Origin of the sequence: Pseudoalteromonas sp. SWYJ118, from assembly GCF_015864505.1 — a bacterium.
GTDB lineage: Bacteria > Pseudomonadota > Gammaproteobacteria > Enterobacterales > Alteromonadaceae > Pseudoalteromonas > Pseudoalteromonas arctica.
In genome coordinates, this window is record NZ_JADYXC010000001.1 from 350,620 (window position 1) to 365,172 (window position 14,553).

12 protein-coding genes are annotated in these 14,553 nt (G+C 38.3%); 4 read left to right on the forward strand and 8 right to left on the reverse strand.

Annotation, left to right across the window (positions count from 1 at the left end; genetic code table 11):
- Positions 1-75: 75 nt before the first annotated feature.
- A complete protein-coding gene (gene putA / locus I6F48_RS01710; protein ID WP_010553201.1) occupies positions 76-3,879 on the reverse strand; it encodes a bifunctional proline dehydrogenase/L-glutamate gamma-semialdehyde dehydrogenase PutA in 3,804 nt (1,267 codons plus the stop codon).
- A 169-nt stretch (positions 3,880-4,048) separates the two neighbouring features.
- Here putA and I6F48_RS01715 point away from each other — a divergent pair, with 169 nt between their 5' ends.
- Positions 4,049-4,531 carry a winged helix-turn-helix transcriptional regulator gene (locus I6F48_RS01715; protein WP_024598591.1) on the forward strand — a complete coding sequence of 161 codons (483 nt, stop codon included), beginning with the start codon at positions 4,049-4,051 and terminating at the stop codon, positions 4,529-4,531.
- A 78-nt stretch (positions 4,532-4,609) separates the two neighbouring features.
- On the opposite strand, the gene I6F48_RS01720 is transcribed toward I6F48_RS01715, so the two are convergent.
- From I6F48_RS01720 to I6F48_RS01750, 7 genes are all read right to left on the reverse strand, one after another.
- On the reverse strand, positions 4,610-5,599 hold the full coding sequence (locus I6F48_RS01720; protein WP_197118679.1) for a sensor domain-containing diguanylate cyclase: 990 nt from the start codon (positions 5,597-5,599) through the stop codon (positions 4,610-4,612).
- Positions 5,600-5,805: 206 nt separating this feature from the next.
- Positions 5,806-6,195: a DP-EP family protein gene (locus tag I6F48_RS01725; RefSeq protein WP_166377285.1), complete on the reverse strand. Its 390-nt coding sequence runs from the start codon at positions 6,193-6,195 to the stop codon at positions 5,806-5,808.
- A gap of 22 nt (positions 6,196-6,217) precedes the next feature.
- Positions 6,218-9,472, reverse strand: coding sequence for an nSTAND1 domain-containing NTPase (locus I6F48_RS01730; protein WP_197118680.1), 3,255 nt, complete (start codon positions 9,470-9,472; stop codon positions 6,218-6,220).
- Between the two features lie 168 nt (positions 9,473-9,640).
- On the reverse strand, positions 9,641-10,471 hold the full coding sequence (locus I6F48_RS01735) for a mechanosensitive ion channel family protein (RefSeq protein ID WP_165727565.1): 831 nt from the start codon (positions 10,469-10,471) through the stop codon (positions 9,641-9,643).
- Between the two features lie 38 nt (positions 10,472-10,509).
- The gene (locus I6F48_RS01740; protein ID WP_165727564.1) at positions 10,510-11,253 is read right to left on the reverse strand and encodes an LrgB family protein; all 744 of its coding nucleotides are present in this window, start codon (positions 11,251-11,253) and stop codon (positions 10,510-10,512) included.
- On the reverse strand, positions 11,246-11,599 hold the full coding sequence (locus tag I6F48_RS01745; RefSeq protein WP_165740722.1) for a CidA/LrgA family protein: 354 nt from the start codon (positions 11,597-11,599) through the stop codon (positions 11,246-11,248). The genes I6F48_RS01740 and I6F48_RS01745 overlap by 8 nt, the downstream gene beginning before the upstream one ends.
- A gap of 71 nt (positions 11,600-11,670) precedes the next feature.
- Positions 11,671-12,462, reverse strand: coding sequence for a crotonase/enoyl-CoA hydratase family protein (locus tag I6F48_RS01750; protein ID WP_165727562.1), 792 nt, complete (start codon positions 12,460-12,462; stop codon positions 11,671-11,673).
- A 366-nt stretch (positions 12,463-12,828) separates the two neighbouring features.
- On the opposite strand from I6F48_RS01750, the gene I6F48_RS01755 reads away from it, so the two are divergent.
- From I6F48_RS01755 to I6F48_RS01765, 3 genes are read left to right on the forward strand one after another with little or no spacing between them, the layout of a single operon-like run.
- Entirely contained in the window at positions 12,829-13,149 is a 321-nt protein-coding gene (locus tag I6F48_RS01755) for an HI1450 family dsDNA-mimic protein (RefSeq protein ID WP_007581697.1), read from the forward strand.
- 42 nt (positions 13,150-13,191) lie between these two features.
- Complete coding sequence (locus I6F48_RS01760) at positions 13,192-14,004, forward strand: DUF481 domain-containing protein (protein WP_007581700.1); 813 nt, start codon at positions 13,192-13,194, stop codon at positions 14,002-14,004.
- Between the two features lie 25 nt (positions 14,005-14,029).
- Complete coding sequence (locus I6F48_RS01765; protein WP_008168001.1) at positions 14,030-14,512, forward strand: hypothetical protein; 483 nt, start codon at positions 14,030-14,032, stop codon at positions 14,510-14,512.
- Positions 14,513-14,553 lie beyond the last annotated feature (41 nt).

Below are 14,553 nucleotides of genomic sequence, written 5' to 3' on the forward strand. Positions count from 1 at the left end.
ATATACGTTACTACCTAATAAAAAAGGCACTTTTCAGTGCCTTTTTTATTTTTTAGTTAAAAATCATTAGCTTAATTATTCATCATCTTCAACAAGCGTCATTAGTGACGTGTTACCACCTGATGCTGTTGTATCAATACTGATTGTTTTTTCAGTAATAAGACGTTTGATTAATGTATCGTAATACTCAGAGCTAATTACTGGTAAAATAGCACCTTTACGCTGTGCAAGCTGTTGGCTAAAGTAGCCCAAGCGAGACGAGCGAGCAGCAACTACCGCACCGGCTAAATGAGGGTGCGCCAAAATAGCTTGTAACTGGTTAGGTTTAGCTACTTGGAAAACACCTTCTGCAACACCTGTAGAGATAAATTTATCTTTAAAGGCAACTGCTTCATCATAAAACAGCTCAGACGCTACAGTAATTACCGTATTACCTGCGGCAATAGCAGTGATGATAGACAATGCCCAGAAGTTAAATGATGTGCTCTTATCTGCATAACACACTACACAACCACGTGCTTCTAGATGAAGTGTATTAGACTCACCCGTTGGCCCAGGCAGGGTAGTAAACTTACGCATGTGCTTTTCAAGGCGGTTAAGCTGTGCACGTGCTTCTGATAATGTTAATGCTAAGTCGTCTGCTAAATCGTCGATAATTTCTACCGTCGCGATTTTAGCAAGCAACTGACGTACAGCCGAAACACGGTCGTTTAGTGGTGTTGCACGCCAGATTTTTTCATCGCGCATTGAGTTAGCCATTAGCTTTTTAACTTGTTCATTCGCACCGCTGTAGTGGTGTAAATCAAGTTCGTCAGGCGTTAGGTTAGTCATTTGTACGTTATCTGGTGATGCTTTTTCTTTTACTAAACGTTGTAGGTAGTTAGGGCCACCGGCTTTAGGGCCAGTACCTGATAAACCACGGCCACCAAACGGTTGCACACCAACAATGGCACCAATCATGTTTCGGTTAATGTAAACATTACCCGCACGTGACATTTTAGCAAGGTACTCACAGCGCTCTTCAATACGTGAGTGAACACCCATTGTCAGACCATAGCCCGTGTTATTTATTTGATCCATCACATCATCAAGTTCATTCGATTTAAAGCGAACAATATGAACACATGGGCCAAATACTTCACGTTTAAGTACTGATAAGTCTTTAATTTCGTATAAACGAGGAGCAAAAAAGTATGCGCCATTTTGAGTATTATCAGGAATTTTACATTCGTAATGAAGTATAGAATTACCTTTTAAGTACTCAACGTGTTCATTTAAGTTTTTAAGTGCTTTTTCATCAATTACAGGGCCAACATCAGTTGATAGTAACGATGGATCGCCAATGTGTAACTCAGCTAGAGCGCCTTTAAGCATTTCGATAATGCCATCAGCTACGTCATCTTGAATGAATAAAACACGAAGAGCAGAACAACGTTGGCCAGCACTTTGAAAACCAGAACTGATCACATCGTCAACTACTTGCTCAGGAAGCGCCGTTGAGTCAACAATCATACAGTTTTGGCCACCTGTTTCTGCAATTAACGGTACTTGAATATCGTTACGTGCAGCAAGTGTTTGAGAAATTAATGTGCCTGTTTCAGTAGAACCTGTAAACATAACCGCTTGAATGCGCTCATCAGGAACAATTGTTTTACCTACTTCAGAGCCGCGAGCGATAACCGGTTGAACAACGTGCTCAGGTAAACCAACAGATAGCATTAGTTCAATGGCACGAAGGGCGATTAAACTTGTTTGCTCAGCAGGCTTAGCAATTACAGTGTTACCTGTAACAATCGCAGCAGCAACTTGACCTAAAAATATTGCAAGCGGGAAGTTCCACGGGCTAATACATAAAATAACGCCACGGGCTTCAAAACGCTCATCTTTAGATAACTCTTCAGCGCGCGCTGCGTAGTAACGACAAAAATCAACCGCTTCACGCACTTCATCAATACCATCTTGCGCTACTTTACCTGCTTCTTTAATACATATAGCGACTAGTTCATCATGATGACGCTCTAAAATGTCAGCAACGCGACGCAGTAAATTAGCGCGCTCTTTTACTGGTGTTTGTGACCATGATTCAAGTGCGGCTTCAGCGTTGGCCAGTAATACTTTCATCTCTTCGCCAGTTTGTAACTTAACGTGGCCGATGATTTCTTTGTGGTTCGCTGGGTTTTTAACAGCCAATGAGCCCTCTGGTACTTGGCTTTGCTCAATTAGGTGCTCGTTAAACCATGTTTCAAGATTCTCTTTGAAAGGGGTAATAACGTTAATATCGGTTAAATCCATGCCTTTAGAGTTAGCACGTTCTTCACCGTATAAATCAATTGGCATTTTGATTTGCGTATTGTACTTGTTACGCAAGCCTTGCAATGTTTCCACAGGGTCTGGTAGTAATGATTCAACAGGTTTTGTTGTATCTACAATCGCGTTTACAAATGATGAGTTAGCGCCATTTTCTAATAAACGACGAACAAGGTAAGCAAGTAGGTCTTCGTGTTGACCAACAGGGGCATATACACGGCACTGGATTTTTTCCTCGTTTACGATTTGGTCGAATAATGATTCACCCATACCGTGCAAACGTTGAAATTCAAAACCGGTGTTGTCGCCTTTCGCTACTTCTAAAATAGTCGCGGCAGTGTAAGCGTTGTGCGTTGCAAATTGTGGATAAAGTACGTCGCGCGCTTCAAGCATTTTAATTGCACATGCTTTGTAAGAAACATCGGTTGTTGCTTTACGAGTAAATACAGGGAAATGCTCTAAACCATCTTGTTGTGTGGTTTTGATTTCAGTATCCCAGTACGCGCCCTTAACTAAACGTACCATCATTTTACGACCAACACGGGTTGCAAGGTCTGTTAGCCATTCAATTACAAAAATAGCGCGTTTTTGATACGCTTGAACCGCTAAGCCAAATCCTTGCCAATCACCAAGATCTTCATCACTAAATACTGCTTCAATGACATCTAATGAAATATCTAAACGGTCAGCTTCTTCAGCATCAACGGTAAAGCCGATATCGTATTTCTTAGCAGCAAGCGCAAGCTCTTTTAACTTTGGTACAATTTCTTCCATCACACGGTCTTTATGAGTGAACTCATAGCGCGGATGAATAGCAGAAAGCTTAACTGAAATACCAGGGCTCTTAATTGGACCACGACCATTTGCCGCTTTACCAATCGAGTGTATAGCATTCATGTAGCTGTCAAAGTAACGCTTCGCATCTTTCATTGTGCGCGCGCCTTCGCCTAGCATATCGTAAGAATATACATAACCTTTTTGCTCTGTATCGGCAGCACGTTCAATTGCTTCGTCAATGGTACGACCCATAACGAATTGCTTACCCATAATTTTCATAGCAAAATTTACAGACTTACGAATAACTGGCTCACCTAAACGACCAATGGTCTTTTTAAGCATGCCGAACTGTTGTTCTTTCGTTTTGTCTGTGTAGTTAACCATTTTACCGGTAACTAATAACCCCCAAGAAGACGCGTTTACGAATAAAGAATCGCTGCTGCCTAAATGAGAGCTCCAATCACCTTTCGCTAACTTGTCACGAATCAGTACATCTTGAGTTGCTTTGTCTGGTACGCGAAGCAGCGCTTCGGCCAAACACATTAATACAACGCCTTCTTCACTAGAGAGTGAAAATTCATTTAAAAGCGCATCAACACCGCCTTGCCCATCTTGCTCTTTACGAATGTTTAAAACAATCTGGCGGGCTCTTTCCCAGGCACGACTTCGTGCTTTTACGCCTACTTCTGCAAGCGGTAAAATATGATCAATAACCGCATTTTCATCTATGCGGTAGAAGTCACGGATTCTTTGTCTAATAGGACAAATCGTTGTTAAATCGCCGTTGAATAACATAAGCAACCCTCAGGAGTGTTAAGAATTAAAGTAAAATTAATTACCAATAAATTACCAGTGATATTGTGAGTGCATTCTAATTAAATTTCAGCAGAATATGCTGGTTAAATTTCGCGTTTTACGATAATTTACAGGGCATAAATTTAACTTATCCGCATAAAATTCTGTTATGACAATTCCAAATAGATTACGCATGCTAGATCGTATTGATTTAGCCATACTAGACGTTCTACAAAAGAACGGCAGAATTTCAAATGTTAACCTCGCAAAACAGGTTAATTTGAGTGCAAGCCCGTGTCTTGATCGTGTAAAACGATTAGAGCAAGAAGGCTATATCGAAGGCTACTACGCTAAGCTTAGCGAAGCAAAGCTTAATCAAAGCTTAGTAGCACATGTTCAAGTGTCGCTTGTTGCTTCAAATACAGCAGTATTTAAGGTATTTAGAGAGCATATACTAAGAATACAACAAGTCGTTGAATGCGACATGGTGGCAGGCGGTTATGATTATTTATTAAAAATCCGCGTGTCTAATATGGAAGAATATAGACAAGTTCTTGGCGACTTAGTCGATATTCCCGGCGTGGGCACTCATCATACTTATATGGTGATCGAAAAGATTAAAAAAGACGAAGGGCTGCTAATCGACGTTTAAGCTTTTCTTAAGTAATAAAAAACCGCAATTGCGGTTTTTTATTTTAGTAGATAAAGGCTATACCAAATAGTTAGTACATCACCTTATACATAATTTATTACGACCTTCCGACTTCGCTCTATATAAAGCCGTATCAGCCGCGCATATTAATGCCTCAGATGTTCTGTACTGATTATCGTATTCACACGCTAAACCCTGGCTTACACTTATCTTTACATTCGCTGGCAAACCAATATCTCTAAAATTAATGTTGAGTATTTTTTCTTGAATACGTTTTGCGATCATTTCTGCATTTGAGACATGTGAGCGGGGTAATACAACAGCAAACTCCTCACCACCATAGCGTGCTACTAAACTATCTTTTGAGGGGAGGCAGTCTTCAATTGTTTGAGCTACTTTTTGCAAACATTTATCACCCTTTACATGACCAAAATTATCATTAAACAGTTTAAAAAAATCAATATCGATCAAGATAAAACTCAAAGGCTGTTTGTCTACTATGCATTCTTGCCAATTTTTAATAATCGCCTTCTCTAAAGTGCAGCGATTAGCGACGCCTGTAAGGTGATCTATTTTGGCTATGTTTTCGAGTACTTTATACTTTTTAACATGCCTAGAAATATCATGCATAATACAAATAAATAGAGGGATATTGTTTGTAGTTGATGCGGGTATACAAGAAATTGAGAGCTCTATATCTAAACAGTTACCATTGTTTTTTATTATTTTAACTTCTTTGGGACCATGATTGAGTGGTGTTTGATAATTATTTTTCCAACTTTCAAACATGTAAGCATAGTCATCGCGATATTGCTCTTGTAAGCAATCATGCCATTTTCTACCTATTAATAAATCTGACGTCACGTTAAAAAAACGTGCTGCGACGGGGTTTACTGATTCAAATACGCCATCTGCATTAACAATAAAAATAGCATCGGCCATGACATTCGTGACATTAATAATAGCGCTTATTTTTTCATTGTTAACGGTGTTAGAAATGCTGCTCATTAATGCAGATACAGCATTGTCGGCGTTGTTTGCTCTGCTATTTTCATTATTGTTAGACATGGTGTTGCTCATTTTTATTGTTAATGAAACTTTATGTCTAGTAGTTTATTTAATTTATATTTTTTAAACCTTTCGGTAACCTTCTTTTTTAATTGTTTGATTTTACTTGTTTTTATTGAAGTGTGTCAGTGTTTAACTAAAAGGTAGTTAGTTTATAAATAAATTGCATAGGAATAAATCAGCCCCATGCAATTTAAAATCAATAATTAATCGTTGTTGATTAATTTTTTTTTATTTATAACTTGTGGGTCAGGGCTTGAATAAGGTTTATCATTACATTCAACGTTAAATATTAAACACGCAGTGCCTGAGTTTTTTGCTGTATCGGTGATAGTGATTGCTTGGTGGTTATCACTAAGTGCATAACTGAAGTCTTGGGCACATGTTCCTATTTTATCAGTAACTGTAGCTCCTGTGAAAAAAAAGCCTAGCCCAACTGCAGCAGGAGTTAAAGTGTAAGTACCTGCAGTTTCGGTTCTTACTGTACCGCCGCCATCAACGGCTTTGCCATTTTCTGTGTAGCTAAAAATAGCCTCTTTTTTATCGTTAAACTCAATATGCACTTGAATGTCGACTTTGTTTATAGTGGTCGTCATGTAATTTCCTTTGTGTTTAGTTTTATAGTTTAAAGTCAGTAATGCCTAGTTTTAACAGGCTTGCTGTTATTGTTGGTATTTCGTTTGCTCGGTTTAAGCAGGTATATGCTTGTACCTGCGGGTACTTTACGTGAATACTTTGGTTTATTTTTACTGTTTTAGTAATAGCTTTAAGCACATTTAAGCAAAATTGCTCTCGTTGTTCGCTGGTCGCAGCTAATTTAGCTTTGAGTAGGTTTATATTTATGGGGGCTAAGTTATCTCTATTTTTCATTTTATTGGTTATGTACCGTTTATATTCGCCATCATTCTCAAGGGTCGTTAATAACTCTTGCGCTTTAAGGGGGAAGTTTCTGTCAATAAAATAGTGAATTAGACTAATTTGTGTATTGATAGAATTGATACTATTAAGACCTTGTGATTTTAAGAAGCTAATAATTTTTTCTGTCCTTGAATCAATCTTTTTGTCATAAGACAACATTATCAATTGCGCTAATGAGCGATAATACATATGTTGAAATTCATTATTTTCCGGATCTTGCTTTAAAGCCTCATTTATAATTTCATTCGCAAAGCGAGCTTTTAAATAGGCCATTTTTTTATCAGGTAAATAACTTAGTAAATAACTTTGTTGCATATGTATATTTGCTGACATATAAAAAAGACTGGCGTCATCAGGGTAGTGATTAGTCATTTTTTTCACCACAGAAACTGCATTTTCCAGCATATTCATTGCGACATTAAAGTTACCTAAGTTACCTTCAGTTTTTGCAAGCCAACTGATTGTATCTGCTTTATCACGTAATAAATTTTTACTATTCGGTTTTAGTTCAATGGCCCTATTCTTAAGCATAAGTGACTCTGTAAAGCTTTTTTTCGCGGCTATATAGTCAAATTTCTCTGTGTATAAAGAACCCAATGAGTTATGTGAATACGACAACTCCATAATGGAATTAAAATCATTCGGTGCTAACGAATACATGGTTTTGCTATATGAATGGTACTTTTTAAATAATGGCTCAGTGGCGGCGTAATCACTTTTATCGTAACTAAGCTGCCCTAACCAAAAGGCATTGGCACCCGCAAGCGTGAGTAGCTCTAAATTATCGGGCTGGATTTTTAATAATGCCTCAAGGCGGGTGCGGGCGTTTTCAAAGGCGGTGAAGGCCTCAATGGTTTTACCGCGCGAATAGGCCACTTCCCCCATTGCCTCAAGAGTTTGTGCGTACTGAAAACGGTTGTTAAATTGTGCTTTATCATCGCTAAAACTAAAAAGTGAACCTGATTCGTCAGTTTGATTAGTAAAATACTCAAGTGCTTTATTACTAATACCATCAAGTAAATCCATACGCTTTACGCTACGTAATTTATCGGCAAAATCACCGACCATAAAACCAAGCAGGCTTTCTGCCTCAAGCTGCTTTTTTTGTGCGTTTTGCTGGGCCTTAAAACTAGTAAAGCTCATTAATAACGCGGTAAATGTAAGCAAACACAATAAAGCAACGGTCACTCGTTTTACTCTTATTTTTGCTTTTGTTTTTTTTACAGAGCTTTTGATAAGAGCGTGCTCGTTATCATCTAATTTAAACAGTTTGTCGCTAAGTAATAGCTGCGCTTCTTGTAGAGGTTTACCTGGCGCTAGGAGGTAAGCACTACTTTTACCTTCATCTACCCAATTTTGCGCTTGATGCTGTAAGCGGCTTTTTATTGCTAAAGCATCTTTGTGATCGCTTATCCACTGTTTTGCGCGCGGCCATTGACGTAATAATGCTTCGTGAGCAAGGCTAAAACAGGCTTCTTGGTTTTGTAAGTGCGATACAAATAATCGACTGTCGATCATGGCTTGCACAAGCTCTTTTTGGCTTGTGTTGGTTAATGCTTGCCAGCGGGCTGCGCGGCTAGTAATGGTTTTACCATCAGGGTTTAGGGTAACTAATTGCGATAACACGCTATTAAGTTGCTGCTGTTGATCATTACTAAGGTCAATAAATATATCTTCTGCTTTTTTACCTATGGCGCCCTCAATACCACCAAGTTTTGTGTAAACACTGTGCAGTAGTTCGTTATCATCACTGCGTTGTAAATACAGTTCTTGCAGTGTGTATTGCAGCATGGGCAGTGCGTCGGGGTTATTAGCTGTATCGGCGCACAGAATTTCATCCAGTGGCGTTTGGGTTTGCGGGTCGAGTGAAAATGTTAAATTAGCGGTTAACGCTGGCAGGCGAATAATTTGTTGTAGTTCGTGCCTGTTTGGTGGTGTTAAATCGTAATGCGCACCATGAGCTTTACCTGCCATTAGGCTGGGTTGTTCAACCACTAAAGGATAAAAGTCGTTACGACATGCACTAAATAGAATCACTGTTTTAGAGGTTGCTAAGCGCTCAATAACCGATAAAAAATGGCTGCGTGTTTCGCTACTAAATAAAGGAGAAGAAAGCAGTACTTCTAAGCGGTCAATAAATAAAAATAACTGCGGTGTTTTAAGTTGTGTAGAGGTTTTGCTTAGTGCAGCTTGTATGGCGTTAATTACGTCATCTATTGCCAACTCTAGTTGTTCTGCAAGTGTTTGCGCGCTTAATCCTTCAAACACAGGTAGGTTGTTTATATCCCAATCAAGCAGTGCGGAAGCTAAATCTAGAAAAAGCCTATTTTGATGGACGTCTGCAAAGTCGAGCTGAGCGTAGGAAACTACCCCAATGCCATTATAACCTCGCTCATCAAGTAATTTAGGCAATATACCCGCATTAACAAGTGATGACTTACCCGTGCCACTTGGACCGAGTATTAAGCAAAAAGCACGACCAAATTTAACTTGGCTCGATATTCTATTGAGTAACGTTTCTATAGATTGATTGCGGCCAAAAAATAGGTGTGTATCGCTTGGGTTGTAGGCGCTTAATCCTAAAAAAGGTGAGCCACCTTGCCATGTGTTTTCAGTTGTTTTTATGTCTTCAGCTAGAGGAAACTCAAGTTTTGCAATAACGCGGTAACCACGCTTTCGAATAGTTTCTATGTAGGTGGGTTCACTTGCTTTATCACCGAGGGCTTTTCGTAACTGGGTAATTGTTTTATGCAGCGGGTTATCGCCTACCTCAACATTTTTCCAGCATTGATCTAATAGCTCGTCACTAGTAACAATTTCGCCTTTTTGGAAGCAAAGATGAACTAACACATCCATGGCTTTTGGTTCTAACTGTTTAGTTTTTTCTGCACGCTGAAGAGTATTTGACTGGGGATTGACTTGCCAATCACCTAAATAAAAAGGGCTGCGATTCATAATTGCTCATTATTGTTATTATGTAATTAAAGCGAGTGATTAGCCGACTTTTTTAACCAAGTCTTTATATTACAGATAAAATAACAAACAGATAAGGAGTTTTTACGCAGTAAAAGAGGTTTATTGATGTGGGTAATTCAATATTGAATTACCCACTGGATTTTATGACTATATATCGCTTTTATTTATAGTAACTACGCGTTGAGGGAATGGGATTTCAATATCAGCGTTATTAATTGCTTTATAAACACCGCCATTAATAGCCAGCTTGGTTTCAATAATTTTAGTGGTAGGTACCCAATATCGGTAGCTTATTGTAACACCGCTATCGGCAAAGCGTTCAATACCCACTTGTGATAACGGATTTTGTGCGACTAATTCGTGTGCTTTAAGTACGTCTTCAATAAGGCTAATCGCATTATCAGAGCAAGCACTATAGGCTATATCTATTTCACCTTTGACCAATGAGTAACTAAATGAGTTATGAAGTATTTCACCTACTATATGCTTATTTGGAATGGTGATTTCTACTTTTTCTTCATTGATTAAAATAGTGTAGCCAAGCTCAATTGTTTTAACTTGGCCGCTTACATTTTTAACTTCAATAGTATCACCAACAACAAAAGGTCGAGTGGCTATAATGGCAAGGCCCGCACCATAGTTAGAGAGCATTCCTTGCAGCGCTAAACCAGCACCTAAAGATGCAGCACCAATGGCTGCTACAAATGGCGTAACGCTGATACCTATTTTGCCAAGTGCAATAATTATAACCATTACAATTAGCAGTACTTTTACCACGCTACTGACAAAGTTAGTAAGCGTAATGTCAACGTTATGACGGGTCATTAACGCGGCTACAAATTTGGCAAGCTTTTGTGCTATCCACAAACCAATGAGGACGATAAAAATAGCGCCAACAATTTGCATACTGTAGGTAACCATATACTCAGTAAGCATGGTGTAATATTTTTCAAACTGTTCGATTTCAGAACTGATCATAAAGCGCTCTATGTTAGGGCTATGTTGTATTTTTCCAACTATAGCAAAATGTTGACTAAAAATGGATATAACAGCGGCACTATAATTGCTGTTAATAAAGCACTTAGCGCCATTGCAACTGAGGAGTAAGCGCCTACTTTTGGATGTTCAGCAATAGCAGCAGCAGTCCCAATTGCATGACAAGCTGTGCCCATTGCAACACCTTGAGATTCGTGATTAAAAATATTAATGAGTTTAAAAAGCATAAAACCAAATAAAGCGCCTAGTAAACCAATAAAAATAACTAAAGCCGCAGCAAGAGAGCTAATCCCGCCTAATGAGTCTGTAACAATTAAAGAAATGGGCGTAGTAACACTAAGAGCAGCAACAGATGCACTTAGCTGCGCTGGCGCATTAAATAGTATGCTTAGTAAAAATGCTACAACGGTTGCATTAACAATCCCCAAGCTACATGATGCGACTATGAGTAATAGATTTTTTCGTACGTGTGTAAACTGCTGATATAAAGGAAGCGCTAAAGCCACAATCGCGGGCTCTAATAACCAGCTTAGTAATTTGCTGTGCGAGGTAAATTGCGTATAAGGCAAATTTAGATTAACTAGCAATAAAGCGATAATACTAATACTTAAAAATACGGGGTTAGTGAGCGATTTAAATACGCTGTTTTTTATACTTTGATTTACGGCTCTTAATGCTAAAAACAATACAATAATAAAAGGGATACTTAGCCACCATAAATTAGGCTGTAGCTCTGAAATAGCGGAAAAAGTTAAATTAGTCATTATTTTCTTTTCCCTTAAAATACGCAATTACACTGCTAACAAGCAACAAGGTAGTTATAGGGACTAGCACCATAACTGAGGCTAAAAATGCCCAGTGCGACTTTATAAGGCCGAGATGTTCAATAAATCCCACACCCGCAGGAATGAAAAATATAGGCATAATATTTAAAATAGGGGAGGCGCATGGTTTTACATGTTGCTCTTTTACAATACCCGATAAGAGTAAAACTAATAAAATAACCATAGCGAGTAACGGTGCAGGAAAGCTTCCACCAATAAAGTGCATAATGAGTTTAGCACAGGCTAAACATAGTAAAATAATAGCGCTACTGAGCAGATATTTCATCAAAGTGGCTCACAGAAAAGATAAGAGCTTAACTTTAACAAATCAAACTCTTTTATGCATTGTGCAATAGTCTACCAGTGCTTTGTATTTGCGTAGGTTATATCTGCTTTTCCTTTAGCTTTAGCAATTGCTTTTTTAGTGTTTGGGTTTAGCAGTAAGCGAATTTGGCTTAAGGTTTCTTTAGCGAGTATTTTTCGTTGGTTTGGTTTATAGCTAAGTTGTGTAACACGTTTAATAGCAGCAAGCGTATCGGGTGAACGCTCAAGTAATGTATCGAGCATGTTTTGCGTTGCTTGCTGAGTATCATCGGTAAGTTTAGTAACCAAACCTAGCTCATTTGCTTGTTGTGCAGTGATTGGGTTTGCGTGGCTTGCAAGCCAAAGTGCTTGGTCGCGCTTAACTAAACCGCTCATCATTACATTTGCGCCCATATCGGGGCACAATCCCCAACGCGCTTCCATAATGGCAAGTTTGGCATCAATATGAACAACTCTGTAATCTGCCCCCAAAGCTATTTGCAAACCACCCCCTAAACAGTTGCCATCAATTTGTGCAATAACGGGCACACTAAGTGACTGCCAGCCTAATACTACTTTTTGCGCTAAATTTTGATTGCCTGGTAACCATTTAAGCAATAATTTCACTATGTTCATTGGTGTAGCCATTACTGCAGATATATCAAGGCCTGCACAAAAATGCTCGCCATCACCTTTTATTACCACAGCACGAATACTACGATCTCTTTTTATATTTTTAATGGCTTTGTTTAGCTCTACAAACATTTCAAAGCTTAATGCATTTTGTTTTTTTGCTCTGCTAAGCGTGACGGTTGCAATGCCATTTTGTTTTTCTAGTTTTATCATTACACACTCCTCTGACCTGTTGCTTGAGCTTATGTTGTTATAGGAATTAAGTAAAGTGACGGTATTTTTTAAATAAATGGAATTTATTGCTAAAGCCGTAGTCTTAAAGGATTGGTTTTAGATGAGAAAAAGCTAAACAATTCGAACCTAAGATAATAAAAATATTTTACGTTGTTATTTTAACTAAAATAATAAAAGTAATCTTTATATTCAATAGTTTAGGTGAATTGTTATTTGTCGATTTAGTTGTATGCTGAATAAAGCATGACTCGGTTACAAAAAAGTCAGTGTTTTACGTTTTTTTTTATCAAAATGATGATGAGATTTGATAATATAGCGCAACTTAAAAGCTTAAGGTAAGCACATATGTCGGGTCCACGTTTATATACGGTAGAAGAAGCTACTCACCAAGCTTATGATATTTTTTTAGAGTTAGCGCCAAATAACTTGAGTGAAAAAGATGTTGAAGACTTTAATGAGTTTAGAGAAGACCTAGGCTTTATTGAAGAAGACGAGCCAGATGACCAGTGGCAAGACTTTGTAGCCCTTGAAATAGAGCCAGAGCACTTTATTCAGGTGTTGGTTGGTTTAGAATTTGAAAATGATGATGTTTTGTTTGCTAAAATTTTGATTAGTCGTGATAAAGATGCTCCGTTTTGTCATATTTTATGGAAAGAAACTGAATAAGCAATACGGCTTATTTTTATAATTGTGTGCAGAGAGAGTATTGTGCGTAAGTATTTATTTTTAATTTTTTTAATAATTAGCAGCCCAAGTTGGGCCGTTGATCCATTTGAAGATTTTCATGAATATGGCAAGCTCTCTGATGAAGAAATTCATGAGTTACACAAAGGTGACATGTTCTATGGTGATACTGAATTTGGCTTTATTCTAAGTAAAGGTAACACCAATTCGACCAGTTTTAAGCTCAAAGGTAATTTATACCAAGACTTTGAAAAGTGGCGTAACCAATTTAAAATAGACTCTCTTTATAAGCGTGATGAGAACGATGAAAGCGGTGGCACTGATGTTACAGCTAATCGTGTTTTTGTATCAGCGCAAGGTAACTATAAAGTAGGTGTTAAAAACTCCTCATTTTTTATTTACGGTGATTACGAAGAAGATGAGTTTAGTGGACTTGATTTTAAAAGTACGGTGGCGACAGGCTATGGTGCACGTGTATATCAAGGCTCTAAAAACAAAGTAGATATTGATATAGGACCTGGTTTATACCGTTCAGTAGCGGATGAAGATTCGGATGTGAGCGAAGATGAAATTAATAAAACCGGTTATTTAGTACGTGTTGCAATGCAGTGGGAACGTTTGGTTTCTAAGCGTACTCGTTTTAATCAAGATGTGAGTATAGAGCAGTCGCTCTCAGGTCTTAATTCTCGCTTAAAATCGGAAACCGCACTAATAAGCCAAGTGATTGGTGCGGTATCACTCAAATTTACCTACATGTATCGTTATAATTCAAAACCCGAAGATGATAAACTCAAGTTTGACTCAGAGCTGAGTGCTACATTGGTGTACAGCTTTTAAGTATTTATTTAATTTAGAGAATATTATGTATCAGCATAAACAGTATGCGGTGTTTATCTTTTTTGTATTAGCGTGGATAGGCGGTTTTGTAGCGCTTGCATGGAACTTGTTAGGCGCTGATGGACCTTTAATGATATTTGCTGGGATTTTAGTGCTGGTGGGCTTTTTGTTCCATGGTCTAACAGTAAAAGTAGATGATAAAAAAATTAGCTGGGCGTTTGGCCCAGGCGTTGCAGGGCAAAGCATTGAGCTTGGCGAAGTAGTAGAAGCTAAGGCAGTTCAAAACTCTTACAGACACGGTATTGGTATGCGAATTACTCACGATGGTTGGGTGTATACAGTATCTGGCTTTAGTGCAATACAGCTAACGCTTAAAGATGGCACTTTGTATCGAGTTGGCACAAACGATCAAAAAGGTTTACTAGCCGCTCTAAAAGAAAAGAATGTATCAATCGCGCTGCCTAGTAAGGCAAAAACTGAAACGGTTAAGCGCAACAATATGATATAAAAAAAGCGCCCTAGGCGCTTTTTTCTTGGTTTAACAGTGTA